Raw genomic sequence first — 23,101 nt, 5'->3', positions numbered from 1 at the left:
TAGGGCTCCTGGGCAAACGAGCGTCGACGTTAGTTGCGCCCCTTCGTCTTTTCCACTCGACATTTTGCTGCACGAGGAGAAAAACTTGTTGGCGGGAGTGTGGGGCGGGTCCTAGGTGCCGGCCTCGCCCAAGACTAGGCGCCGTTCTCCGGCGCATGACAAGGATGCCTGATGGCTGACCAAGCCGTTTCGAAGTCGCAAGCAGCGGCTTCCACCGCTGCCCCCGATGCGGTCGTCGTTCGATTTGCCGGGGATTCCGGCGACGGGATGCAGTTGACCGGCGGACAGTTCACGCTTTCCACCGCGCTCGCCGGAAACGATCTTTCGACTTTCCCGGACTTCCCGGCCGAAATTCGCGCCCCGCAGGGTACCCTGTTCGGAGTGAGCGCGTTCCAGATCAACTTCGGATCGACCGCCATCGAGACCGCGGGCGATGCTCCCGACGTGCTTGTGGCGATGAACCCGGCGGCTTTGAAGACCAATCTCGCGGCCGTGAAGCCCGGCGGCCTCGTCATCATCGACACCGGCGAGTTCACGAAGCGCAACCTCGAAAAGGCGAAATACGACGTCAGCCCGCTCGACGACGGCAGTCTTGCCAAATGGGACGTTCTTGCGTTCGACATCAGCGCGCAGACGATCGAGGCGGTCAAGCCGTTCGGCCTTGGCAACAAGGACGCATTGCGCTGCAAGAATATGTGGACGCTGGGTCTGGCACTGTGGATGTTCGATCGGCCGCGCGCGCCGATCCACGCCTGGCTAAAGCAGAAGTTCGCCAAATCGCCCGACCTCGCCGATGCCAACATCGCCGCGCTCGACGCAGGCCATGCCTATGGCGAGACTGCCGAGCTTTCGGGACCGCTGCGGCAGGTCCATGTGGACGCGGTGCCGACCGCTCCCGGACTATATCGGACGATCACCGGTGCCGAGGCGGTGGCGCTGGGCCTTGTCGCGGGTGCGCGGCTCCTCCGCCTTCCGCTGTTCTTCGGCGGCTACCCGATCACCCCGGCGAGCGCGATCCTGCACCACCTGGCGCGGCTCAAGGAATTCAACGTCACGACGTTCCAGGCCGAAGACGAGATCGCCGCGATCTGCTCGGCGATCGGCGCGTCCTATGCGGGGCAGCTCGGCGTTACGTCGTCGTCGGGCCCCGGCATCGCGCTGAAGGGCGAAGCGATGGGCCTTGCCATCATGACCGAACTGCCGCTCGTCATCGTCAACTCGCAGCGCGGCGGGCCATCCACGGGCCTTCCGACCAAAACCGAGCAGAGCGATCTGTACCAGGCGGTCTATGGCCGGAACGGCGACGCGCCCATGCCGGTCATCGCCGCGCGCAGTCCGACCGACGTGTTCGAATGCGCCATCGAAGCGTGCCGCATTGCGGTTCAATACATGACCCCGGTCATGCTCTTGACCGACGGTTACATCGCGAATGCAGCCGAACCTTGGAAGGTGCCCGACCCGGACGTGTTCGAGCGGATGCCGGCCGAATTCCTCGACCAGCCGAATGGCCCGGACGGCACGCTGCTGCCCTACAAGCGCGACGAGCGTGGTGCGCGTCCGTGGATCAAGCCGGGGACGCCGGGCCTGATGCATCGGATCGGCGGCATCGAGAAGGCAGTCGATACCGGCCACATCGACTACTCGCCCGGCAACCACCAGGCGATGACCGACGCCCGCCAGAACAAGGTGCTCGACATCGACGTTCGCAACCAGGACGTTAGCCTGGGTAACACCTCGGGCCGGCTCGCGGTCGTCGGATGGGGATCGACGTATGGTCCGATCCACCAGGCTGTCCGCCGCGCCCGCGCGCGCGGCATGGACGTAAGCCATATCCACGTCCGCCATATCTGGCCTCTCCCCGCGAACTTGGGCGGTCTGCTGCGCGGATTCGAGAAGGTGCTCGTGCCCGAGATGAATACCGGCCAGTTCAAGACCGTGCTGCGCGATCAGTATCTCGTCGATGCACAGCCTCTGACGAAGACGAGCGGTCAGCCTTTCCAGATCGCCGAACTCGAAGCCGCGATCGCGACCTTCTTCGATGGCGTTCCGGGCGACGCCGGCGGTGACGAGGTTCCGCCCAACGAACAGCAGCTCCCCAGCCTGAAGGCGGTGAACCCATGAACGACATGACCCCCATCGTCACCACGCTCAAGGACTGGGAAACCGATCAGGAGGTACGCTGGTGCCCCGGCTGCGGCGACTATGCGATCCTGAAGGCCGTGCAGCGCACCTTGCCGCAATTGGGCGCAGATCCGGCAAAGACCGTGTTCATCAGCGGCATCGGCTGTTCCAGCCGGTTCCCCTACTACATCGAAAGCTACGGCTTCCACACCATCCACGGTCGCGCGCCTGCCGTGGCGACCGGTGTGAAGCTCGCCAACCCGGAGCTCGACGTATGGTTGGTGACGGGCGACGGCGATGGCCTGTCGATCGGCGGCAATCACCTGATGCACGTCCTGCGGCGCAACGTGAACATGCAGATCATGCTGTTTAACAACGAGATTTACGGCCTGACAAAGGGACAGGCCTCGCCCACCAGCCGCGAAGGCACGCGCAGCCCGTCAACGCCGTACGGATCGGTCGATCATCCGGCGCGGCCAGCCGCGTTCGCCCTCGGCTCGGGCGCGCGTTTCGTGGGGCGCGGGTTCGACGTATCCAAGCATCTGCCCGATGTCCTGAAGGCGGCGCATGCTCACCAGGGCGCCGCATTCATCGAGATTTTCCAGAATTGCGTCGTTTACAACAAGGACGTGTTCGAAGATTTCGCCCAACCGAAGGGCGCCGAGGACCGCCAGCTCTGGCTGGAGCACGGCGAGCCGATGCTGTTCGCGGGCGGTACCAAGGGTATCACGCTTGATCGGCAGGCGCTGCGCCTCGCAGTCGTCGATGTCGTCGATGGAGATTGGCAGGCTGCCGACGTGATCGTTCACGACGTGACCAACCGGTCGATCGCGCACATGCTGGTCGAGATGCCGTTCGGAGCCTTCCCGATGGCTCTAGGCGTCCTCTACGACGATCCGCGACCCACTTTCGAAGCGGCAGTTGCGGAGGAGCGCGAGAAGGCCAGCGCTGGCAAGGAGCCCAACCTAGCCCGCCTTCTCGCAACTGGTCAGACCTGGACCGTGGGTGACAACGCTGCCGATCCGGTCAGCAGCCGGCCGCCGGGGCAAGGTGCGCCGAATGCAGACGATCCGCGCTGACGTCAGAATTCGCTGTCCTACAAGCGGATGGGAATGGCAGATTTAGCGGGATGATCGCTGCCGACCGCCATCACCCGCCTATCGCAAGACGACACGTTCGCGCGGCAAGGCTACACCTTGTCACACAAGGTGACGCTAAACCCTTGGACTGTGTGACAAGTGTGACATGCCCTCGGCAATCGGACCGGATTCAGGCCGATGGATAACCTGACGCACAGCCTTGTCGGCGCGCTCATCGGACAAGCGGGCCTCAAGCGGAAGACAGGCCTTGCCATGCCCGCGCTGATCGTCGGCGCGAACATTCCCGATATCGACGCTGCCTGTTTCTTCTGGCTCGAAGGGGTCGAACATCTCGCGTTCCGCCGAGGGATCACGCACGGGCCGATCGCCTGTGTCATATTGCCGCTGCTCCTGGCCGCCGGTCTGTGGTGGTTCGACCGTTGGCAGGCCCGGCGCGGCAAGCGGCCGGATCGTCGATTGCCGGTGCATTTCGGGTGGCTTTATGCGCTCAGCCTTCTGGCAACGCTGAGTCACCCCGCGCTCGACTGGCTAAACGTCTATGGCGTGCGCCTGCTCGAACCATTCTCGGGCCGCTGGTTCTACGGCGACATCCTGTTCATCATCGACATCTGGCTGTGGTTGTCGATGGGCTTTGCAACCTGGTTCTCGCTACGCCGTGAGAAGAGCGGCGGTGACTGGAAGCGACCGGCGCAAGCGGCTCTGGCTGCGGTGCTGGCCTACATTGGGATCAACGCAGGCATCACCGCTGCCGCCGAGTCCGGACCGGTCGAAGCGCCGACGGGTGCCCAAATGGTGATCGCCAGCCCACCGCCCTTCGACTTCACGCGGCGCGAAGTCATCACGGGTGGTAACGGGTTGTATGCGGTCGACGGTGTCGCCCTGCCGGGTGTCCCGCTTGCCCGCTGCAATCTTCAGGCAATTGCTGAGCGCGACCCTCAGGTCCGTGCTTTCCTGAAATGGTCGCGCACACCCTTCATCGAACCGGGGCTCGATGGGGTATATCGCCTGCGCGATGCCCGCTATTACGATCCGCGGGCGCGCGATCGCTTTACGGTCGATCTGCCCGGTCTTCGATGTGCGGCGAACTAGCCGTGTCGAAGCCATCGGCGACTGCGCTTTCGGCGGCCGCTTTCGCCGGTGCGTACAGCAGCGCCGCCGCCAGGAACGCCCAGCCGGCGCCGCCCAGCCAACCGGCGATCACGTCGCTCGGGAAATGAACCCCCAGCATGACCCGGCTCCACGCGATCATCGCCGACAGCACCATCGCGGTCGCTACCAGGGTGTAGCGCACCGAATGCCGCCTGCTCATCGCCGCGAACGCCAATGCCATCGCGACGTACACGACCGCCGCATTGAAGCTGTGGCCGCTGGGAAAGCTTTCCCCGCCCGCTTCCATCAGGTGCGGCACGATCTGCGGCCGCTCGCGGCCGACGATGCCTTTCAGCGCGCTGTTAGCTATCCAGCCGCCGACCACCGTCATCGCGAACAGCGCCGCTTCTCGCCTGAGCGAGAGGAACAGCAGCGCAGCCACCGCGCCGATCGCGAACAGGTTGCGCAGGAACACGCCGCCAAGCGCGGTCGTGTCGCGAACTATTTCGAGCATCAGGTGACTGCCGGCAAAATCGAGATCGCCGTCGCGCCGCGCGGCGAGCAGACCCATTTCGTCGAGTCCGCCGGTGCGCCCGGTCAGCACCAGCCAGACCATAATCGCAAAGCCGGTCCAACAGATAGCGGCGGCAAACAGCGCCTTGCGCCGGTCGATGCCGAAGCCGCGTTCGGGCAGGCGGATACCCTCGGCAGGAAGATGATGTGGGTCGCGGATGATGTCGTCCATCGTGCGGGAACACTCGCAACAGCCAGAGTGTTCCGCAAGCGATGACTTCCCCCCAGATCGTCTGGCTGCGCCGTGACCTGCGCCTCGCCGACCAACCGGCGTTTCATGCCGCCGCAAAGGTCGGCCCGGTCATCCCGGTCTATGTGCTCGACGATGCGGCAGCGGGCGACCACGCCATCGGCGGGGCGGGGCGGTGGTGGCTGCATCACTCGCTCGAAAGTCTGGGGCGCGACCTCGCGGAGATGGGTTCGCGCATCGTCTTCCGACGAGGCGATGCCGCGCAGGAAATCGCCAAAATCGCGAAAGAGATCGGGGCGAAGACGGTCCAGGCTGTTCGGCACTACGAACCGTGGTGGCGCGCGGCGCAAGAGAGGCTGGCAAAGGAGGTCGACCTCGTCCTGCACGACGGCAACTACCTGCTGCCTATAGGCGCGGTGACGACCGGGGCGGGCGATCCGTACAAGATCTACACGCCGTTCTCCAAGGCCGTGCTGGAGCAGATGCCGCCCAGGGAGCCGATGCCGGCTCCCGACGCGCTCGACGCACCAGCTAAATGGCCCAATGGAGACGAGCTAACTGACTGGCAGCTTTTGCCCGCAAAGCCGGACTGGGCCGGGGCGATGCGCGACTTCTGGTCGGTGGGCGAGGCAGCCGCACACGATCGGCTCAAGTACTGGTCGGACTTGGTTTCGCAATACAACGAGGGTCGCAACCTGCCGTCTATCGACGGTTCGTCGCGCTTGTCTCCGCACCTTCACTGGGGCGAGATTTCTCCTGCTCAAGTGTGGCATCGCCTCCAAGGGCGCCGGGGACAGGGTTGGGCGACGTTCGCCAAGGAATTGGTCTGGCGCGACTACGCCCAGAACGTGATCGCGCAATATCCTCGCTATACCAAGGATAGCTACCGCGACGGATACGACGGTCTTTGGCGGTCCGGCCGGGACGCTCAAGCTGACTTGAGGCTGTGGCGGAAAGGGATGACCGGCTACCCGATCGTCGATGCGGGCATGCGTCAGCTTTGGCAGACGGGCTGGATGCACAATCGCGTACGGATGATTGCGGCAAGTTTCCTGGTGAAGCACCTGCTGATTGATTGGCGCGAGGGCGAACGCTGGTTTTGGGACTGCCTCGTCGATGCCGACTACGGCAACAACGGCGTCAACTGGCAGTGGATTTCCGGCACGGGCGTGGACAGCAACATGTTCCCCCGGATCATGGCTCCGCTGTCGCAGAGCGAAAAGTTCGATGCGGCCGAATATATCCGGGAATATGTGCCTGAAATCGCTCATCTGGGCGACGATGCGATCCATGACCCGGACGATGACAAGCGCGGCGAATACCCTCGCAAGATAATCGCCCACCGCGAGGCGCGCGAACGTGCGCTGGACGCCTACCGTGCCTCTCGCACCTAGTTGCCGCAGCCGAGCGCCCGGTCCATAGCCGAATCATGCACGCCAAGGGGGTAGAGAGGGGCGGCTCGCTTTTATCGGCGGGCTCGCGATTCGAGCGCAGTCCGGGCCCTGTGGCTCGTCTGATCGCTCCGGGTTTTCACAAGCTGCTCGACAGTATCGACGCGGCGCTGGAAACTGGTTCGATCCGCGCTCGCCTGCCCGATGGAAGCAACCGCGTTCTCGGCGGACGCGCACCCGGTTTCGACGCTGATGTCGATTTGCGCGAGTGGCGGGCGCTCGTCCGGCTCGCGACCAACGGGTCGATCGGATGGTATCAGGCATGGGACGCCGGTGAATGGGACAGCCCCGATCCGGTACCATTGTTCGCCCTGTTCATGGCGAACGGCGAGTCGCTCGGCGGCACCGCCCGTGCACGCGGACCCTTCCGGCTCGCCGCACGCTTTGCGCATTGGCTCAACCGCAATACCCATTCGGGCGCCGAGCGAAACATCCATGCGCACTACGACCTGGGGAATGACTTCTATGCCGCCTGGCTTGGTCAATCCATGTGCTATTCCAGTGCCGTGTTCGGCGGACCTGACAGTCCTTCGAGAATGCAGCAGTTCCTCACGCCCTTGGATTACGCCCAGTTGACCAAGGCGACGGCGATGCTGAATCGCGTCGATGCGAGCGATGCCGAACGCCTGCTCGAAATCGGCTGCGGGTGGGGCATGCTCGCTCACGCCGCTGCGCAAGGCGGTCGGACGCGGGTCGATGCCATCAGCTTGTCGGACGAGCAACTGGCCTATTGCCGCAGCAAGTCCGCCAGCCCGGCCAATCCCCGCTTTCTGAAGCAAGATTACCGCGACACATTCGGCGAATACGACGCCATCGTCAGCGTCGAGATGGTGGAAGCTTTGGGGCGAGAATACTGGCCGGCTTTCATGGATTGCATTGCCCGCAATCTGCGACCGGGCGGTAAGGCCGCGATCCAGTACATATCGATGAAGGAAAGCCTGTTCGAAGCCTATGCCGGTAGCGCCGACTTCATCCAGGCGTATATCTTCCCAGGCGGCCTGCTGATCAAATCGAGCGAGTTCCGGTCACTCGCAGAGGAACGCGGGCTCGAATGGACCGGCCAGGTCGATTTCGGAGCCGACTATGCCGAGACCCTGCGCCTCTGGCGTGAGAACTTCGATCGCGCCGTGACGGAAGGTCGTCTCCCCGCGAGATTCGACGAGCGTTTCGTGCGGCTTTGGCGCTATTACCTTATGTATTGCGAGGGCGGCTTCCGCGGAGGCGGAATCGATGTCCACCAGATTACGTTGTTCAAGTCGGTTTAGCGTAATCGGAATGCCATCAGGCGACCGGCCGGAAGACGGTTCCCCCGGTATAGCGCGCAAGGATGTTGTCATGAACGATCGGGCTCAAAAGCTCGGAGAACGCGCATCCGGCGATGCAATTGTCCCACCAGATGACCTCCGCCTGCAGCGATTCGAGACCTGGAAGGGTCAGCCAGCAGAACTGCCCGACATGCATGCGGTTGATCGCCGCTGCGGAAAAACCTGAAATCGACAGGTCATGGACGACTGTCCGGAACGGACGTCCGCCCGACGCCCGCAATTGAGCGGGAATGCTGATTTTCGTGCGCGGCGCGCAACGGTCTTCCTGTGCGGCCAAAGCATATCGGTCGGTCGTATTGATCATGCGCTGGTGCCTTCGTTCGCGTCCCTCAGGGGTCGTCCTGTCGGGGGCCACCGACCAGACTTTGCGCACGGTGCACCAACCTGCTTTCCGAAAGATTGCGTTGTTTGGTTAAGAAGCCGTCAAGGACGTGCGCGGGTCCGAGTAGGGAAGTCCTTCTGCAGGAGGCCCACGACCAGCGCAGCCACATCTTCGGGCGGCTTCACGCTTGCGGGATCCTCTCCCGGATAGGCCTTCGCCCGCATGGCAGTTCGTGTCGCCCCTGGATCGACAATTGCAACGCGTGTGTCGCCCAGCTTCTCGACCTCTAGGGCGTAGCAATCCAGAAGTGTCTCGAACGCCGCCTTGCTTGCCGCGTAGGCGGACCAGAACGCGCGAGGCGCAGTTCCGACCGAACTGGTAAGACCGATCACGCGGGCGTGACCTGCTCGTTTCAACAATGGATCAAATGCGGCCAGCAGAGCCTGAGTAGCGAGCACATTGACCGTAAGCGCCTGGCCGAGCTGCTTGGAGTCGACTTGGGTAACGGGCGTCAATGTCGGCAGGTAAGCAGCGTTGATCACCATGATATCGAGCTTGTCCCACCGTTGCGCCACGGCTGCGGCGAGGCGGGGGATGCCGTCCGGCTCGGAGAGGTCCAGCGGAGCAATAGTCGAACTGCCGCCAGCATCGTGGATCGCATCTTCCACCGCCTCGAGCGCCTTCACATCGCGTCCGGTCAGGACAACGTGTGCACCATCTCTGGCAAGAGCAATCGCTGTCGCAGCGCCAATTCCCCGACTGGCGCCGGTGACGAGCGCAATTCGGCTCTGAAGCGATGCTGTGTCAGACATTTAAGCGACCTTGTTGACGGGAAACGGCAACTGCGCGTCTTGCGGCTCGCGCGCCGCTAGATCTGTCAGGGATGTGGGATAATCGCCGCTGAAACATGCGTCGCAAAACTGCGGTCGAAGCGGGTTGCGCGCCGTTTCGCCGACCGCACGATAGAGCCCGTCGATCGAGACGAAGGCGAGGCTGTCGGCCTTGATGAACTCGCGCATCGGCTCGAGGTCCATCCGCGCCGCAAGAAGTTTCGACCGCTCAGGGGTATCGACGCCGTAGAAACACGAATGCGCCGTCGGTGGGCTGGCAACGCGGAAATGGACCTCGGTAGCACCGGCATCGCGCATCATCTCGACGATCTTCATTGAAGTCGTGCCGCGAACGATCGAATCGTCGATTAGGACGATCCGCTTGCCTTCCACAAGACCGCGATTGGCATTGTGCTTGCGCTTGACGCTGGAATGCCGCGCGCCGTCGCCCGGCTGAATGAACGTCCGTCCCACATAGTGCGAGCGGATGATGCCGAGTTCGAACGGTACTCCCGATTCCTGGGCGTATCCGATCGCCGCAGGCACCCCGCTGTCGGGAACTGCGACGACGAGGTCAGCCTTGACCGGAGCCTCGATGGCAAGTTCGCGCCCAATGGCCTTGCGCGCTTCGTAAACCGAGCGACCGTCGAAAATGGAGTCCGGCCGGCTGAAATAGACATGCTCGAAGATGCAGGGTCGGGCCTGACGCGTGCCGAAAGGATGCGTCGAAACGATCTTTCCGTCGAAATCGACCTGTACGATCTCGCCCGGGTCGACCTGTCGAACGAAATCGGCGCCCACCACGTCGAATGCGACCGTCTCGCTGGCGAACACGGTCGCATCGCCGAGACGGCCCATGACAAGCGGGCGAATGCCGAGGGGATCCCGGCAGACGATCATCCCTTCGGGCGTCATCACGATCAGCGAATAGGCGCCTTCGACGAGCCTTAGCGCATCGATCAGCCGGTCGATCGTGGTCGGATATCGGCTCGTTGCAACGAGGTGGATGATCACCTCGGTATCGGACGTCGACTGGAAGATCGCGCCCTTGCGGACGAGTTCGTCACGCAAGGTCTGCGCGTTCGAGATGTTGCCGTTGTGGGCCACCGCGAACCCGCCCGCGGCTAGATCGGCATAAAGCGGTTGGACATTGCGCAGGCCCGACCCGCCGGTCGTGGAGTATCGAACGTGACCCGCCGCCATGATACCGGGAAGTTCGGCGAGAGCTTCCTGCGACGAGAAATTCTCGGCAACATGACCCGTCCCGCGACGAGAATAGAATTCCTGTCCGTCGAAGCTGGTGATGCCGGCCGCCTCCTGCCCACGATGCTGGAGTGCATGAAGGCCAAGTGCGGTGACCGTCGAGGCATCGGGCGCGCCGATGGCGCCGAAGACGCCGCATTCTTCGCGGAGCTTGTCGCCGTCCGCGGCTTCGAACGGATGGTAAAAGTTCATGGGGCTTGGGGCCTCGCTGCTCGCGCCGCTCAATGGCGATGTTACGTCCCAAAGACAAGGGGCGGTGGTCTGTGCGATGCATCCGTTCGCCCATTGCGCCGTTCATAATCGGCCCCTAAACGCGGGGTCCCATCGCATCCCTGAACGAGACGCGCGCACCTTGCTGCTTTCCCCTTTCGAATGGACAATCGCCAAGCGCTACATGCTGCCTGGCAAAGGCGAGGGCTTCATCGCGCTCGTCGCCGGCATCAGTGTCGGCGTCGTCATGCTGTCGGTCGCGCTGCTCGTCGTGGTGATGAGCGTGATGAACGGGTTCCGCGCCGAACTGCTCGACAAGATCGTGGGCCTCAACGGTCATGCGATCGTCCAGGCCTACGGCGGTCGGCTCGATAACTGGCAGGGCATTCTGCAGGACATTCGCAAGACGCCTGGGGTAACCAGCGCGAGCCCGCTGATCGAGCAGCCCTTGCTGGTAACATTCAATGGCCGCGTCGAGGCTGTGCTGATCCGTGGCAATACCGCTGAGGATATCGCCGCGCTGGAAGAGAAAGTTGTCACGGGCAGCCTTGCCACTTTGAAGCCGGATGCCGCTGAAGTGGCGATAGGCGTGCGCCTTGCGGAGAATATAGGGGCACAGGTCGGCGATACCATCACGGTCATCAATCCGGCCGGGCGCTCCACGCCGTTCGGAACGGTGCCCCGACAGGTTGGCTACCGGGTCGCGGCCATATTCGAGATCGGTGTCTACGATTACGACAAGGCCTTCGTCGTCATGCCGATTGCCGACGCGCAGACCCTGATGCTGATCGGCGATACGATCGGGATGATCGAGGTGACGACCGAGGATGCAGACCAAGCGGCCGAGTACCTTGCGCCAGTGGCCCGGAAGCTGTCCGGCCAGGCCGTGGTCAACGACTGGAAGCAGATCAACGGATCGCTATTCGAGGCACTCGAAGTGGAGCGTGTGGCGATGTTCTTCGCCCTTTCGATGATCGTGCTCGTGGCGGCGTTCAATATACTGTCCAGCCTGGTGATGCTCGTGCGGGCGAAGACCCGCGATATCGCCATCATGCGCACGATGGGTGCAACGCGGCGATCCCTGCTCAAGATATTCGTTACCGCGGGATTTACGGTTGGTGCAGTGGGCACCGGGGGTGGGCTGTTGCTGGGCTTCCTGATCCTGACCTTCCGGCAGGGGATCGTGAACGTCATCCAGGTCGTGACCGGGCAAAACCTGTGGGACCCTTCGGTCCGGTTCCTGACCACCTTGCCCTCGCGGCCCGACCCTGCCGAAATCATCGGGATCGCGGTCCTTGCCCTCGTGCTGAGTTTCCTTGCCACGCTTTATCCCGCCTACAAGGCCGCGAGCACCGATCCGGTGCAGGTGCTGCGCTATGAATAACGGTCCGGTAGTCCGCCTCACCAAGCTGGCGCGCTCGTTCGAGCAGGGCGGGGAACGTATCGACGTGCTGCGCGGAGTGGATCTCGAAATCGCCCCGGGCGAGATTGTCGCATTGCTGGGTCCTTCGGGCTCGGGCAAGTCGACGATGCTGCAAGCAGTCGGCCTGCTCGAGGGGGGCTTTCGTGGCAAGATCGAGATTGCCGGGATAGATGCGAGCGCTCTTCCGCCGGAAGGCCGTACGCAACTACGCCGCAACCATCTTGGCTTCGTATATCAGTTCCACCACTTGCTGCCCGATTTCAACGCGACCGAGAATGTCGTGATACCGCAGCTCGTGGCGGGCCGGGCCAAGGCAGATGCCGAAGAACGAGCCCGGTCGATACTGGCTTCGCTCGGCCTGGAGCACCGTCTGACCCATCGGCCCAGCCAGCTATCTGGTGGCGAGCAACAGCGGGTCGCTGTCGGTCGCGCGCTGGCCAATCGGCCCCAGCTCGTCCTGGCGGACGAGCCGACCGGCAACCTCGACGAGCATACCGCCGACATTGTCCTGGAACAGTTCCTCGCGCTGGTTCGCGGCGAGGGCAGCGCCGCGCTCGTCGCAACGCACAATGAACGGCTGGCCCGCCGTATGGACCGAGTGGTCCGTCTCCACGATGGCTTGCTGCAATAGCGTGAGCGCTGTCTAAGGGTGCCCGGGTCCGATCGATTGCGTCACGAGGAGCTAGCCGGATGACCACCATCGCCGATTTCACCGTCCAGAAGCCCGACGGGACCCCGCTCGACCTTTCGGAAAAGCTGGGCAAGGTTCTTCTGGTCGTGAATGTCGCCAGCAAGTGCGGTTTCACCCCCCAGTACGAAGGTCTGGAAGAGCTTCAGCGGACCTACGGGGACCGGGGGTTCGAAGTCCTCGGTTTTCCGTGCAACCAGTTCGGCGCTCAGGAACCGGGCAATGCCGACGAGATCGCGAGTTTCTGCAAGCTCACCTACGATGTGACGTTTCCGGTTCTCGCCAAGGTCGAAGTCAATGGCGCTGGTGCCAGCCCGCTTTTCGACTGGCTGAAAGGTGAGGCACCGGGCCTGATGGGCAGCAAGGCGATCAAGTGGAACTTCACGAAGTTCTTGGTCGACCGCGAGGGGCACGTCGTGAAGCGCTATGGCCCCGCCGACGCGCCGAAGAGCATCGAGAAAGATATCCAGAAGCTACTCTGACATCTGTGGACAAGTCGCGACTGGCTTCCCTTTGCGAATCGGGGCGCGGTCCACCATCTTCAGGGCATGGCTTTCGCTCCCTTCGTTCCCCTGCGCGTCATGTCGAGCTACTCGATGCTCGAAGGGGCGATCGATCCCAAAGCCATAGCGCGCCTCGCCAAGGACCGGGGTTTTCCGGCAATCGCGATTTGCGATCGCAACGGGCTGTACGGCGTCGTCGCGTTTGCGAAGGCCTGCTTCGACCTCGGCATTCAGCCGATCATCGGAACACTCCTTGGAATATGCCGCGACGGTAGTCCCGAGACCATCGACTATCTCCCGCTCTACGCGCAAGATGATCAAGGCTACGCGAACCTTTGCCATTTGGTCAGCCGCGCGCACCTCGCACGCCCGCTCGAGCTGCCCGCCCACGTCTCGATGGACGACTTGGAGGGGCGCACGCAGGGACTGATCGCGCTTACCGGTGCAGGGGAGGGGGCGGTAACTCGCCTGCTGGCTGACGCCCGATCGGATGACGCCGAGGCGCTGGCGGAGCGCCTAGAACGCCTGTTTCCAGGCAGACTGTATGTCGAACTGGCGCGTCGAAGCGCGGCAGCTTGCGACAATGCCGAGGACGCGCTGCTAGATTTTGCCTACGCACGAAACTTGCCTTTGGTGTCGACCAATCCGGCGAACTTCGCCGATCCGCATTTTCACCCTGCGCACGATGCCATGTTGTGCATCGCAAATTCGACCCACATCGACGCGGCGGAACGCCCGCGCTCCAACCCCGAGGCGTTCGTCAAGTCTGCCCCGATGATGGAAGAACTGTTCGTCGACCTTCCCGAGGCGACGGCCAACACCCTCGTGATCGCGCAGCGCTGCGCTTTCGCCCCGCCCAAACGCGATCCGATCCTGCCGAGCCTGGCGGGCGACCTCGAGGGCGAGGCTCGCATGCTGGCGGACGATTCGAGGCGCGGACTTGCTGCTCGTCTGGAGAAATACGACGATCTCTCCGACGACGAGCTCAAGGTCTACGTCGACCGGCTCGAATTCGAAATCGACATCATCAACCAGATGGGATTTCCCGGCTATTTCCTGATCGTGGCCGACTTCATCAAGTGGGCCAAGGATAACGGAATTCCGGTGGGTCCGGGGCGCGGATCGGGTGCGGGCAGTCTTGTTGCCTGGGCTTTGACGATCACCGATCTCGATCCTATCAAGCTGGGACTGCTGTTCGAACGCTTCCTCAATCCCGAACGCGTCTCGATGCCCGACTTCGACATCGACTTTTGCGAAACGCGTCGCGGCGAAGTGATCCGCTACGTGCAAGCCAAATATGGCGACGATCACGTCGCGCAGATCATCACCTTCGGCAAGCTCAAGGCGCGCGCCGTCCTGCGCGATGCAGGACGCATCCTCCAAATGAGCTACGGCCACGTCGATCGCCTGTGCAAGATGGTGCCGAACCATCCGACCGACCCGTGGACCCTGCCGCGAACGCTCAACGGGGTGTCCGAGTTCAAGCGGGAGTACGACAACGACGACGATGTGCGCCGCCTGATCGACTTGGCGATGCAGCTCGAAGGCTATCCGCGCAACAGTTCGACCCACGCGGCCGGCGTGGTGATAGGCGACAGGCCGCTGGCTCAACTCGTCCCGCTCTACCGAGACCCCCGGTCGGACATGCCGGTTACCCAATTCGACATGAAACACGTCGAAAGTGCCGGGCTGGTCAAGTTCGACTTCCTGGGCCTCAAGACGCTTTCGGTCCTGCAGAAGGCGGTCGAGCTCCTTGCCAAGCGGGGAATCGAGATCGACCTGAGCGCGCTGCCGCTCGACGATGCGCAGGTCTACGAATTGATGAAGAGCGGTAACACGGTGGGCGTGTTCCAGCTTGAATCGGAGGGGATGCGCCGCACGCTGACCGCGGTGAAACCGACGAACTTCGGCGACATCATCGCGCTCGTCTCGCTCTATCGGCCGGGCCCGATGGATAACATCCCGCTGTTCGGAAAGCGCAAGGCGGGGGAAGTGCCGATCGAATACCCGCACCCGAAGCTCGAGGGTATCCTTTCCGAGACCTACGGGATCTTCGTCTACCAGGAACAGGTCATGCAGGCCGCGCAGATCCTGGCCGGTTACTCGCTGGGCGATGCAGACCTTCTGCGCCGCGCGATGGGCAAGAAGGTGCAGGCAGAGATGGACGCCCAGCGGCAGCGGTTCGTCGACGGGTGCGCGCAAGTCTCCCAAATTCCTGCGAAACGAGCGAACGAGTTGTTCGACTTGATCGACAAGTTTGCGGGATACGGCTTCAATAAGAGCCACGCGGCGGCTTATGCACTGCTGGCCTACCAAACCGGTTGGCTGAAGGCGCATTATCCGGAAGAATTCTACGCCGCGTCGATGTGCTTCGACATGCACCAGTCGGACAAGCTGGCGGCTTTCGTCGACGACGCCCGGCGCGCAGGAGTCGAAGTCGCTCCGCCAGATGTGAACCGCTCCGAGGCCGAATTCACCGTCGAGCGCACGGACGAGGGCTATGCATTGCGCTATGCGCTCGCAGGCATCAAGAACGTCGGCGAAAAGGCGATGGAGGCGCTGGTCGAAGAGCGCGAGGCGAACGGATGGTTCGATACGCTCGAGAGCCTGTTCCAGCGCCTGCCGAAGGGCTCGATGAATTCGCGCCAGCTGGAAGGCCTGGTTGCCGCAGGAGCGCTCGATGCACTCGAACCCAACCGGGCCAAGCTCTTCGCCAACGTCGACCTGCTCCTGGCCGTGAGCGATGCCGCCAACCGCGAGCGCGAGAGCGGTCAGGCGGCGCTGTTCGGCGGAGAGACACAGCCCGATACCGCGCTTCGATTGAAAGAAACCGAGGAATGGACCCGTGCCGAACGCATGGCCCGCGAACGCGATAACTTCGGATTCTATTTTTCTGCCCATCCGGTCGAGCAGTTTCGCGCCATCGCTTCGGCCAACGGAGCGCGTAGCTTCGCCTCTTTGATGGTCTCGGGCGGGCCGAGCGGAGGACGGGCGCCGGCGGTGATGGCCGCGATGGTCGAGAAGGTGAACCGGGGCCGCACCCGCAAGGGCAAGGATTTCGTTCGCGCGGATTTCTCGGACAGCACTGGCCAGTTCTCGGCGGCCTGCTTCGAAGAGTCGCTGGTCGCCAATTTCGTCAAGTGGGCGGATGAGGGCACTTGTGTGCTGCTCAACGTAGAACTCGACAGCCCCAGCCCCGACGAACCTCCGCGTGTGACGGTGCGCGGCGCGCGTCCCCTGCGGGACGTGAAGGCGGCGGCGCGGATGATGTTGAGCCTCGAGGCGCACCTGCCGGAAGCCATCGAAGCCCTCAGGGCGGAGCTCGTGCCGGGGCCCGATGGACAAGGCGAAGTTCGGGTTACGCTGCGCACAGGTGGCGAGGGGGAACCGATTGTCCGTATCGGTCGCAGCTACCAGCTTGACGGAGAACTAGCCGAACGCTTGGCAAGCATCGAGGGACTTGCCAATGTGCAGCTCACAACCCAGCGCGGCCCGAATCTGCGACTGGCAGCCTGAGCGGTCTTCCCGACCGGCGTCAGGCCGGAAGAGGAGATCGAAATGCAATTGTCCGCCCTTGGTGCGATGCAGGACTGGGACCTAGTGGTCACTCACCTGATCGACCACGCAGCCCGCGAATACGGGCAGCGCGAGCACGTGACTTATTGGGCTGACGGAACCGAAACTCGCACGACCTGGGCAGGGGTCCGCCACGATGCCTTGCGAATGACGCAGGCGCTGCGCGCTGCCGGTGTCCGCAAGGGCGATCGGATCGCGACGCTGGCGATGAACCACAGCCGCCATCTCGTTACGTGGTACGGCGCCGTGGGCGTGGGCGGTGTGCTCCACACGATCAATCCGCGCCTGTTCGACGACCAGCTCGAATACATCGTCACCCACGCCGAAGACCGCGTGCTGCTGTACGATGCGATGTTCCAGCCCATCGTCGACCGCATGCGCGACAAGTGGCCCTGCGTCGAAACCTACATCTGCTTCGATTCCGGCGAACACGCCCCGTCCTTCGAAGACTGGATCGGGGCGTACGACGGTCAGACCGAATGGGAGCCCGTCGAGGAGCGCGACCCGTGCATGCTTTGCTACACCAGCGGAACGACCGGCAATCCCAAGGGCGTTCTGTACGAGCATCGTTCGACGCTGCTCCACGCGATGGCAGGGGTGCAGCCCAACCTTTTCGACGCGGATTCGCGGACGGTGGTCCTGCCGGTGGTTCCGATGTTCCATGCAGCCAGCTGGGGCTTGCCGTGGGCCGGGACGATCCCGGGGATCAAGTTCGTCTATTCGCAGGTCAACGACCCCAAGATCCTGTGCGATCTGATGGACCGCGAGAAGGTGACCCATTCGGCAGGCGTGCCGACCGTGTGGCTCGCGATGTTCAATTACCTCGATTCGATCGGCAAGGACGTGCGTGACGTCGGCAAGCTGCGCCGTGCGATCATCGGGGGATCTGCGGCTCCGAGGTTCATGATCGAGCGCCTGATGAAGAACGGGGTCAGCGTCGCCCACGCCTGGGGCATGACCGAAACCAGCCCAATCGGCACGACAGGCTCACCGCCGGCCAATTGGGACGAATTGTCGTTCGACGAACAGGTCGAGCTTGTCATGAAGCAGGGTAGGCCGGCTTTCGGCGTCCAACTGCGCTGTGTCGACCTGGGAGATCCCACTAAGGTCCTGCCCCGCGACGGCGAGACGTCGGGCGCCCTTCAGGTGCGCGGCCCATGGGTCATCAAGCGCTATTTCAAGGCAGAAGAGGACGCGACCGACGAATATCAGTGGTTCGACACCGGCGACGTTGCCGTGATCCATCCGGATGGCACGCTGCAGCTAACCGATCGCACGAAGGACGTGATCAAGTCCGGTGGCGAGTGGATCAGTTCGGTCGAGCTTGAAAATGCGGCGGTCGGTCACCCGGCGATTGCCGAGGCGGCGGCGATCGGCATATCCCATCCCAGGTGGGATGAACGACCGATCCTCGTCTGCGTTGCCAAGCCCGATATGGTGGTGAGCGCGGACGAAATCCTCGACCATCTCCGCGACAAGGTCGCCAAGTGGTGGATGCCCGACGCAATCGAGTTCGTCGACGAAATCCCCCACACGGGCACCGGCAAGATCAGCAAGAAGGACCTGCGCGAGCGGTTCCGGGATTACAGGCTGGAGAGGGTCGAATGAGAACATTGCTGCGGACGATCGTTGCCGTGATCATCGGTCTGGCAACCTTGCTTGTTGGGCAGGCGGTGATCGAGAATGCCGCATGGTGGTGGACCAGTTCGACCGCAACGTTCGACGATCCGCTTTTGAATGCGATCAAGTTCGGCGTGTCTGCCGCCGCGGCGCTTGGCTTGGCGCTGGCGGTCGGCATTCCATCGTCGCGCCGTAGGCGTCTGGTCTAGCCGAACACTTCCTTGAACAACGAGAGCATCGCCGCCCAGCTTTGCCTGTCTGCACTCGGGTCGAAAGCCACCGGTCCTCCAGCGGGAGGGCGATTGGGATTGGTGAAGCCGTGCACCACTCGCGCGTACGAATGGAAATGCCAGTCCGCGCCTGCTCGGTCCATTTCTTCCCAGAACGCCATGACCTGTTCGCGCGGAACGAGAGGGTCGGCATCGCCGTGGCAGACGAGAATGCGTGCAGTGATCGCCCCCTGATCTGCAGGGGCACGTGTGTCGAGCAGGCCGTGAAAGCTTGCGACCACCGCCAGATCGGCTCCGTCCCTAGCCAGTTCGAGGACGGCCTGTCCGCCCATGCAGAAGCCAATCGCTCCCCGGCCTAGGCCGGGTGCTTCGCGGGTCAGGGCATCAAATGCGCAATGGAGGCGCTGGCGGTATCTGCGTGCATCGGCCCGCAAGGCGGTCGACAGCGCAACAGACGCGGCGAAATCTGCCGGCGTCTCTCCATAAAAGTCACAAACCAACGCGAGGTAGCCAGCATCCGCGAGCGCGCGCGCCTTCGCCTCGACCGCTGGGGTCGGATTCAGGATAGTCGGGAATACGGCAATGGCGGCCTTTGGTGTGTCCGCAGGACGGAACAGGGTTCCGCCCAGCGGTAGATCGCCATCGCGATATGCGACAGGCTCTTGGGTCACGCTTCGGGCAGGAAGTCGGGCACCGACAGATAGCGCTCGCCGGTATCGTAGTTGAAACCCAGCACGCGCGATCCGGGTTCGAGATCGGGCAGTTTCTGCGCGATCGCGGCGAGTGTCGCTCCGCTGGAAATGCCGACCAGTAAACCTTCCTCGACCGCGCTGCGGCGCGCCATGTCCTTTGCGGCGTCGGCATCGACCTGGATTGCTCCGTCGATGGCACGGGTGTGCAGGTTGCCCGGGATGAAGCCCGCGCCGATCCCCTGGATCGGGTGGGGCCCCGGCTGTCCACCCGAAATCACGGGTGATAGGATTGGTTCGACCGCATAGGCTTTCATGTCAGGCCATTCCGCCTTGAGTACCTCGGCGCAGCCTGTCAGGTGCCCGCCGGTGCCGACGCCGGTGATCAACGCGTCGATCGGCGCATCGGCAAAGTCGGCGATGATCTCTCGCGCCGTCGTGCGCGCATGGACCGCGACGTTGGCCGGGTTCTCGAACTGCTGCGGCATCCATGCACCGGGCGTCGAGGCGACGAGCTCGGCGGCTCGCTCGAGCGCGCCCTTCATGCCCTTTTCGCGCGGGGTGAGGTCGAACGAGGCACCGTAGGCGAGCATCAGGCGCCGCCGTTCGAGGCTCATGCTCTCGGGCATGACGAGGACGAGCTTGTACCCCTTTACCGCGGCAACCATCGCGAGGCCGATGCCCGTGTTGCCGCTTGTGGGTTCGATGATCGTGCCGCCAGGCTTAAGTGCGCCCGACTTCTCGGCGTCCTCGACCATAGAGAGCGCGATGCGATCCTTGATCGAGCCGCCGGGATTGGTCCGCTCGCTCTTCACCCAGACCTCGTGGTCCGGGAAAAGGCGTCCGAGGCGGATGTGCGGGGTGTTGCCGATGGTGGCAAGGACGCTTTCGGCTTTCATGGCAGGGCCTCCTGGGGTTTGTTCGTGTCCGCTTGTGGGGGCGGGTCGAAGGTCTTGGCAAGCCTGAGTTCGGGGAACAGGCGCGCCCAGTACAATGTAACGAATATGGCGGCGATTCCGCCGGTCACAACAGCAGCGACCGGTCCGATGACGGCGGCCAGAAGGCCGGACTCGGTCTCGCCCAATTCGTTCGAGGCAGAAATTGTGAGTGCAGACACCGCGCCCACACGTCCGCGCATTTCGTCAGGCGTATGAAGCTGAATCAGCGATTGGCGGATGTAGACCGAGACCATGTCGGCCGCCCCGGCGACGACCAGTGCGACAAGGCTGAGCCAGAAAATCTTCGAAAGCCCGAACGTGACGATCGCCAGCGCGAACACAATCACCGCGCCCAGCATCTTGACCCCGACGTCGCTCTTCATCGGAAAGAACGAGAACCAGATCGATGCGGCGGTCGCGCCGATACCCATTCCTGCTGCGAGAAGGCCGAAGCCATCCGCGCCGACCTTCAATATATCGCGAGCAAAGACAGGCAGCAGGGCGGTTGCCCCTGCGAACAGCACAACGAACAGGTCGAGCGTGATCGTCGCCATCACCAGTCGGTTGTCACGCACATAGCGGAAACCGTCGACCATGCGCTGGATCGGCCGTCGATCCTTCTGCACGGGCGGCTGTGCCACCGGGGATATCAGGAAAATGAGGAGCAGCGCGGCCGCGAACATTCCGGCGATCGACCCATAGGCAAGGTTCGGGTCGATCGCATAGAGCACGCCGCCCACGCTCGGCCCGGCGATCGTGCCGACCTGCCAAGCCATCGAACTGACCGCGATCGCCGTCGGCAGTACGGCTCGGGGAATGAGATTGGGTGCAAGCGCCGAATAGGCCGGGCCGGAGAACGCCCGCGCGATCCCGACGAACATTGCGGCCACGAACAGGAAAGGCAGCGACAGGCTTTCGGTCCACGTGAGGTAGCCGAGCATCGCCGCGTTGAGGGTCAGCAGCAGGGTGGTCCATCGGACGATCCAGCGCCGGTCATACGTGTCGGCGATCAGGCCGACGACCGGCGTCAGCAGGAACAGCGGTACGAACTGCACCAGGCCGATGATGCCCAGCAACAACGCCGACTGCTTGATGTCCATCGTCTCTCGGGCGAGGCTGTAGACCTGCCATCCGATGATGATGCCCTGAGCACTGATCGCGATCGTGCCGAGGAGCCGCGACAGGAAATAGGCGCGGAAATTCGCAATCGATAAGGGGTGCTCCGCGGTATTCACGGCACGCGCCATGGCACCGGGCGCCGCGCCTGCCAAGCAAGCGCTGCGCCTGTGCTTCTAACGATTTCTTGTCGGCTTAGCGCGCGCGGCGCAGGCGGGGGTTGGGCTGCAACGCTTCGATGATCCGAACGAAATCGTCTAGCCGGATGATCCGCTCGAACTGGAAGCCGGCGCGCTCGTCACGCGTCCAGATCACGTACGCCTCGATCCGCCCGACTTCGGGCAGGCGGATGATCACGCGATCGCCGCGCTGAAGGCCTTGCGAATCGTCCACCATGAAGCCGTGCGCTGAGATGTTCGCGATATGCAGCTTCAGGTCGCCGTGCAGCTGGTGCTCGGCGATGACCGGGTAGTCTACCGGATGCCGCGCCGCGCGCCGCAGATCGGTGACAGAAAGCTGAGCTCCGACAGACACTGTACCACGGCCCTCCGTTGCGTGTGGACCGGGCCGTGATGAACGATAATCGCTGATATTGGGTTAAAGCAGCTATCCGTCAGCCGAGAATTCCATGGCGCTTTTTGCCTAAGCTAAGGCGACCGGGGCGCGCAGCGGCACCCGGATCGGTCACCGTTTGCCCATCCAGCTTCACTGCGCCCTCGGCGATCTTGCGCTTGGCCTCGCCATTAGAAGCGGTGAAGCCGATGGCGGTCAGGGCCGAGGCAAACGTCATGCCGGGCTCAAGCGGCAGGGTGGGCAAATCCTTGCCCGCGCCGCCGTCGGCGAACGTCGCCGCAGCGGTCGCTTCGGCCGAGCGCGCCGCATCGTCGCCGCGGACCAAGCGCGTTACCTCATTGGCGAGGACGACCTTCGCGGCGTTAATTTCGCCTCCCTCGAGCGCCTCGAGGCGCTGAATTTCATCGAGCGGCAAGTCGGTGAACAACCGCAGGAACCGTCCGACATCGCGGTCGTCGACATTGCGCCAATATTGCCAGAAGTCCCACGATGGCAGCTGCGCCTCGTTCAGCCAGACTGCCCCGGCAGCGGTTTTGCCCATCTTGGCGCCGTCGGCAGTGGTGAGAAGGGGGGTGGTCACGCCGAACAGCTCGGCACCATCCATCCTGCGGCCCAGTTCGACACCGTTGACGATGTTGCCCCACTGGTCGCTGCCGCCCATCTGCAACCGCACGCCCATGGTGTGCGACAGGTGACGGAAGTCGTAGCCCTGCAGGATCATGTAGTTGAATTCGAGGAAGGTCATCGGCTGCTCGCGCTCCAGGCGCAAGCGCACCGAATCGAAGGTCAGCATCCGGTTGACCGTGAAATGCGTGCCGACCTGCTGCAGCAACTCGATGTAGCCAAGCTTTCCGAGCCAGTCGTGGTTGTTCACCATCACGGCGTCGGTCGGCCCATCGCCGAACGTCAGCAGCTTGTCGAACACGGTAAAGATGCCGGCGATGTTCTGCTCGATAGCCTCGTCGGTGAGCATCTTGCGGCTCTCGTCGCGCCCGGTCGGATCGCCGATCCGCGTTGTCCCGCCGCCCATCACCACGATTGGCTTGTGGCCGGTCTGCTGCAGACGCCTCAGCATCATGATCTGAACCAGGCTGCCGATGTGCAGCGAAGGCGCGGTTGCATCGAAGCCGATATATCCCGGCACGACTTGGCGCGCGGCAAGGGCGTCCAAGCCTGCCGCATCGGTCATCTGGTGGACATAGCCCCGCTCGTCGAGCAGGCGCAGCAGATCGGATTTATAGTCGCTCATGGCGGGCGGGCGGTTAGCACGG

General features: G+C 63.3%; 20 protein-coding genes. 11 read left to right on the top strand and 9 right to left on the bottom strand.

Annotation, left to right across the window (positions count from 1 at the left end; all coding sequences use genetic code 11):
• Positions 1 to 171: 171 nt before the first annotated feature.
• The 3 genes from AR323_RS05280 to AR323_RS05270 all read left to right on the top strand — a co-directional run bounded on the left by AR323_RS05280 (position 172) and on the right by AR323_RS05270 (position 4,310).
• Entirely contained in the window at positions 172 to 2,121 is a 1,950-nt protein-coding gene (locus tag AR323_RS05280; RefSeq protein ID WP_057882906.1) for a 2-oxoacid:acceptor oxidoreductase subunit alpha, read from the top strand.
• Entirely contained in the window at positions 2,118 to 3,200 is a 1,083-nt protein-coding gene (locus AR323_RS05275; protein ID WP_057882905.1) for a 2-oxoacid:ferredoxin oxidoreductase subunit beta, read from the top strand. The genes AR323_RS05280 and AR323_RS05275 overlap by 4 nt, the downstream gene beginning before the upstream one ends.
• Positions 3,201 to 3,398: 198 nt before the next feature.
• Positions 3,399 to 4,310, top strand: a complete 912-nt coding sequence (locus AR323_RS05270) for a metal-dependent hydrolase (protein WP_057882904.1) — start codon at positions 3,399 to 3,401, stop codon at positions 4,308 to 4,310.
• Here the strand turns inward: AR323_RS05270 and AR323_RS05265 are convergent.
• Complete coding sequence (locus tag AR323_RS05265; protein ID WP_057882903.1) at positions 4,270 to 5,055, bottom strand: phosphatase PAP2 family protein; 786 nt, start codon at positions 5,053 to 5,055, stop codon at positions 4,270 to 4,272. The genes AR323_RS05270 and AR323_RS05265 overlap by 41 nt on opposite strands.
• 41 nt (positions 5,056 to 5,096) lie before the next feature.
• Here AR323_RS05265 and AR323_RS05260 point away from each other — a divergent pair, with 41 nt between their 5' ends.
• On the top strand, positions 5,097 to 6,467 hold the full coding sequence (locus AR323_RS05260) for a cryptochrome/photolyase family protein (RefSeq protein WP_057882902.1): 1,371 nt from the start codon (positions 5,097 to 5,099) through the stop codon (positions 6,465 to 6,467).
• 35 nt (positions 6,468 to 6,502) lie between these two features.
• Entirely contained in the window at positions 6,503 to 7,789 is a 1,287-nt protein-coding gene (locus tag AR323_RS05255; RefSeq protein ID WP_057882901.1) for an SAM-dependent methyltransferase, read from the top strand.
• A gap of 16 nt (positions 7,790 to 7,805) precedes the next feature.
• Here the strand turns inward: AR323_RS05255 and AR323_RS05250 are convergent, their stop codons facing one another.
• The 3 genes from AR323_RS05250 to purF all read right to left on the bottom strand — a co-directional run bounded on the left by AR323_RS05250 (position 7,806) and on the right by purF (position 10,456).
• On the bottom strand, positions 7,806 to 8,153 hold the full coding sequence (locus AR323_RS05250) for a PilZ domain-containing protein (protein ID WP_057882900.1): 348 nt from the start codon (positions 8,151 to 8,153) through the stop codon (positions 7,806 to 7,808).
• 119 nt (positions 8,154 to 8,272) lie between these two features.
• Complete coding sequence (locus tag AR323_RS05245; RefSeq protein WP_057882899.1) at positions 8,273 to 8,983, bottom strand: SDR family NAD(P)-dependent oxidoreductase; 711 nt, start codon at positions 8,981 to 8,983, stop codon at positions 8,273 to 8,275.
• The gene (gene purF, locus AR323_RS05240; RefSeq protein ID WP_057882898.1) at positions 8,984 to 10,456 is read right to left on the bottom strand and encodes an amidophosphoribosyltransferase; all 1,473 of its coding nucleotides are present in this window, start codon (positions 10,454 to 10,456) and stop codon (positions 8,984 to 8,986) included.
• Positions 10,457 to 10,616: 160 nt separating this feature from the next.
• Here purF and AR323_RS05235 point away from each other — a divergent pair, with 160 nt between their 5' ends.
• The 6 genes from AR323_RS05235 to AR323_RS05210 all read left to right on the top strand — a co-directional run bounded on the left by AR323_RS05235 (position 10,617) and on the right by AR323_RS05210 (position 18,493).
• Positions 10,617 to 11,858 carry a lipoprotein-releasing ABC transporter permease subunit gene (locus tag AR323_RS05235; protein ID WP_057882897.1) on the top strand — a complete coding sequence of 414 codons (1,242 nt, stop codon included), beginning with the start codon at positions 10,617 to 10,619 and terminating at the stop codon, positions 11,856 to 11,858.
• Positions 11,851 to 12,528 carry an ABC transporter ATP-binding protein gene (locus AR323_RS05230; RefSeq protein ID WP_057882896.1) on the top strand — a complete coding sequence of 226 codons (678 nt, stop codon included), beginning with the start codon at positions 11,851 to 11,853 and terminating at the stop codon, positions 12,526 to 12,528. Before AR323_RS05235 ends, AR323_RS05230 begins: the two co-directional genes overlap by 8 nt.
• A gap of 59 nt (positions 12,529 to 12,587) precedes the next feature.
• Positions 12,588 to 13,067, top strand: coding sequence for a glutathione peroxidase (locus AR323_RS05225; RefSeq protein ID WP_057882895.1), 480 nt, complete (start codon positions 12,588 to 12,590; stop codon positions 13,065 to 13,067).
• Between the two features lie 66 nt (positions 13,068 to 13,133).
• Complete coding sequence (gene dnaE, locus AR323_RS05220) at positions 13,134 to 16,604, top strand: DNA polymerase III subunit alpha (protein ID WP_057882894.1); 3,471 nt, start codon at positions 13,134 to 13,136, stop codon at positions 16,602 to 16,604.
• Between the two features lie 42 nt (positions 16,605 to 16,646).
• Positions 16,647 to 18,272, top strand: coding sequence for a long-chain fatty acid--CoA ligase (locus AR323_RS05215; protein ID WP_235510460.1), 1,626 nt, complete (start codon positions 16,647 to 16,649; stop codon positions 18,270 to 18,272).
• Positions 18,269 to 18,493, top strand: coding sequence for a hypothetical protein (locus AR323_RS05210; protein ID WP_057882893.1), 225 nt, complete (start codon positions 18,269 to 18,271; stop codon positions 18,491 to 18,493). The genes AR323_RS05215 and AR323_RS05210 overlap by 4 nt, the downstream gene beginning before the upstream one ends.
• On the opposite strand, the gene AR323_RS05205 is transcribed toward AR323_RS05210, so the two are convergent.
• The 5 genes from AR323_RS05205 to tyrS form a co-directional block, all read right to left on the bottom strand.
• Positions 18,490 to 19,185, bottom strand: a complete 696-nt coding sequence (locus AR323_RS05205) for a dienelactone hydrolase family protein (RefSeq protein WP_057882892.1) — start codon at positions 19,183 to 19,185, stop codon at positions 18,490 to 18,492. The genes AR323_RS05210 and AR323_RS05205 overlap by 4 nt on opposite strands.
• On the bottom strand, positions 19,182 to 20,102 hold the full coding sequence (gene cysK, locus AR323_RS05200; protein WP_057882891.1) for a cysteine synthase A: 921 nt from the start codon (positions 20,100 to 20,102) through the stop codon (positions 19,182 to 19,184). The genes AR323_RS05205 and cysK overlap by 4 nt, the downstream gene beginning before the upstream one ends.
• A complete protein-coding gene (locus AR323_RS05195) occupies positions 20,099 to 21,388 on the bottom strand; it encodes an MFS transporter (RefSeq protein WP_057882890.1) in 1,290 nt (429 codons plus the stop codon). The genes cysK and AR323_RS05195 overlap by 4 nt, the downstream gene beginning before the upstream one ends.
• A gap of 64 nt (positions 21,389 to 21,452) precedes the next feature.
• On the bottom strand, positions 21,453 to 21,791 hold the full coding sequence (locus AR323_RS05190) for a PilZ domain-containing protein (protein WP_057882889.1): 339 nt from the start codon (positions 21,789 to 21,791) through the stop codon (positions 21,453 to 21,455).
• Positions 21,792 to 21,870: 79 nt separating this feature from the next.
• On the bottom strand, positions 21,871 to 23,079 hold the full coding sequence (gene tyrS, locus AR323_RS05185) for a tyrosine--tRNA ligase (RefSeq protein WP_057882888.1): 1,209 nt from the start codon (positions 23,077 to 23,079) through the stop codon (positions 21,871 to 21,873).
• Positions 23,080 to 23,101: the final 22 nt, after the last annotated feature.

It is taken from the genome of Tsuneonella troitsensis (assembly GCF_001441535.1).
GTDB lineage: Bacteria > Pseudomonadota > Alphaproteobacteria > Sphingomonadales > Sphingomonadaceae > Tsuneonella > Tsuneonella troitsensis.
Note: the sequence above shows the minus strand (reverse complement) of the source record. Positions and strands in the feature narration are given on the sequence as shown.

What these genes read in the sequence shown, in the direction of transcription:
- AR323_RS05280 (WP_057882906.1), top strand. Translation starts at nt 172, where the DNA reads ATGGCTGACCAAGCCGTTTCGAAGTCGCAAGCAGCGGCTTCCACCGCT.
- AR323_RS05275 (WP_057882905.1), top strand. Translation starts at nt 2,118, where the DNA reads ATGAACGACATGACCCCCATCGTCACCACGCTCAAGGACTGGGAAACC.
- AR323_RS05270 (WP_057882904.1), top strand. Translation starts at nt 3,399, where the DNA reads ATGGATAACCTGACGCACAGCCTTGTCGGCGCGCTCATCGGACAAGCG.
- AR323_RS05265 (WP_057882903.1), bottom strand. Translation starts at nt 5,055, where the DNA reads ATGGACGACATCATCCGCGACCCACATCATCTTCCTGCCGAGGGTATC.
- AR323_RS05260 (WP_057882902.1), top strand. Translation starts at nt 5,097, where the DNA reads ATGACTTCCCCCCAGATCGTCTGGCTGCGCCGTGACCTGCGCCTCGCC.
- AR323_RS05255 (WP_057882901.1), top strand. Translation starts at nt 6,503, where the DNA reads ATGCACGCCAAGGGGGTAGAGAGGGGCGGCTCGCTTTTATCGGCGGGC.
- AR323_RS05250 (WP_057882900.1), bottom strand. Translation starts at nt 8,153, where the DNA reads ATGATCAATACGACCGACCGATATGCTTTGGCCGCACAGGAAGACCGT.
- AR323_RS05245 (WP_057882899.1), bottom strand. Translation starts at nt 8,983, where the DNA reads ATGTCTGACACAGCATCGCTTCAGAGCCGAATTGCGCTCGTCACCGGC.
- purF (WP_057882898.1), bottom strand. Translation starts at nt 10,456, where the DNA reads ATGAACTTTTACCATCCGTTCGAAGCCGCGGACGGCGACAAGCTCCGC.
- AR323_RS05230 (WP_057882896.1), top strand. Translation starts at nt 11,851, where the DNA reads ATGAATAACGGTCCGGTAGTCCGCCTCACCAAGCTGGCGCGCTCGTTC.
- AR323_RS05225 (WP_057882895.1), top strand. Translation starts at nt 12,588, where the DNA reads ATGACCACCATCGCCGATTTCACCGTCCAGAAGCCCGACGGGACCCCG.
- dnaE (WP_057882894.1), top strand. Translation starts at nt 13,134, where the DNA reads ATGGCTTTCGCTCCCTTCGTTCCCCTGCGCGTCATGTCGAGCTACTCG.
- AR323_RS05215 (WP_235510460.1), top strand. Translation starts at nt 16,647, where the DNA reads ATGCAATTGTCCGCCCTTGGTGCGATGCAGGACTGGGACCTAGTGGTC.
- AR323_RS05210 (WP_057882893.1), top strand. Translation starts at nt 18,269, where the DNA reads ATGAGAACATTGCTGCGGACGATCGTTGCCGTGATCATCGGTCTGGCA.
- cysK (WP_057882891.1), bottom strand. Translation starts at nt 20,102, where the DNA reads ATGAAAGCCGAAAGCGTCCTTGCCACCATCGGCAACACCCCGCACATC.
- AR323_RS05195 (WP_057882890.1), bottom strand. Translation starts at nt 21,388, where the DNA reads ATGGCGCGTGCCGTGAATACCGCGGAGCACCCCTTATCGATTGCGAAT.
- tyrS (WP_057882888.1), bottom strand. Translation starts at nt 23,079, where the DNA reads ATGAGCGACTATAAATCCGATCTGCTGCGCCTGCTCGACGAGCGGGGC.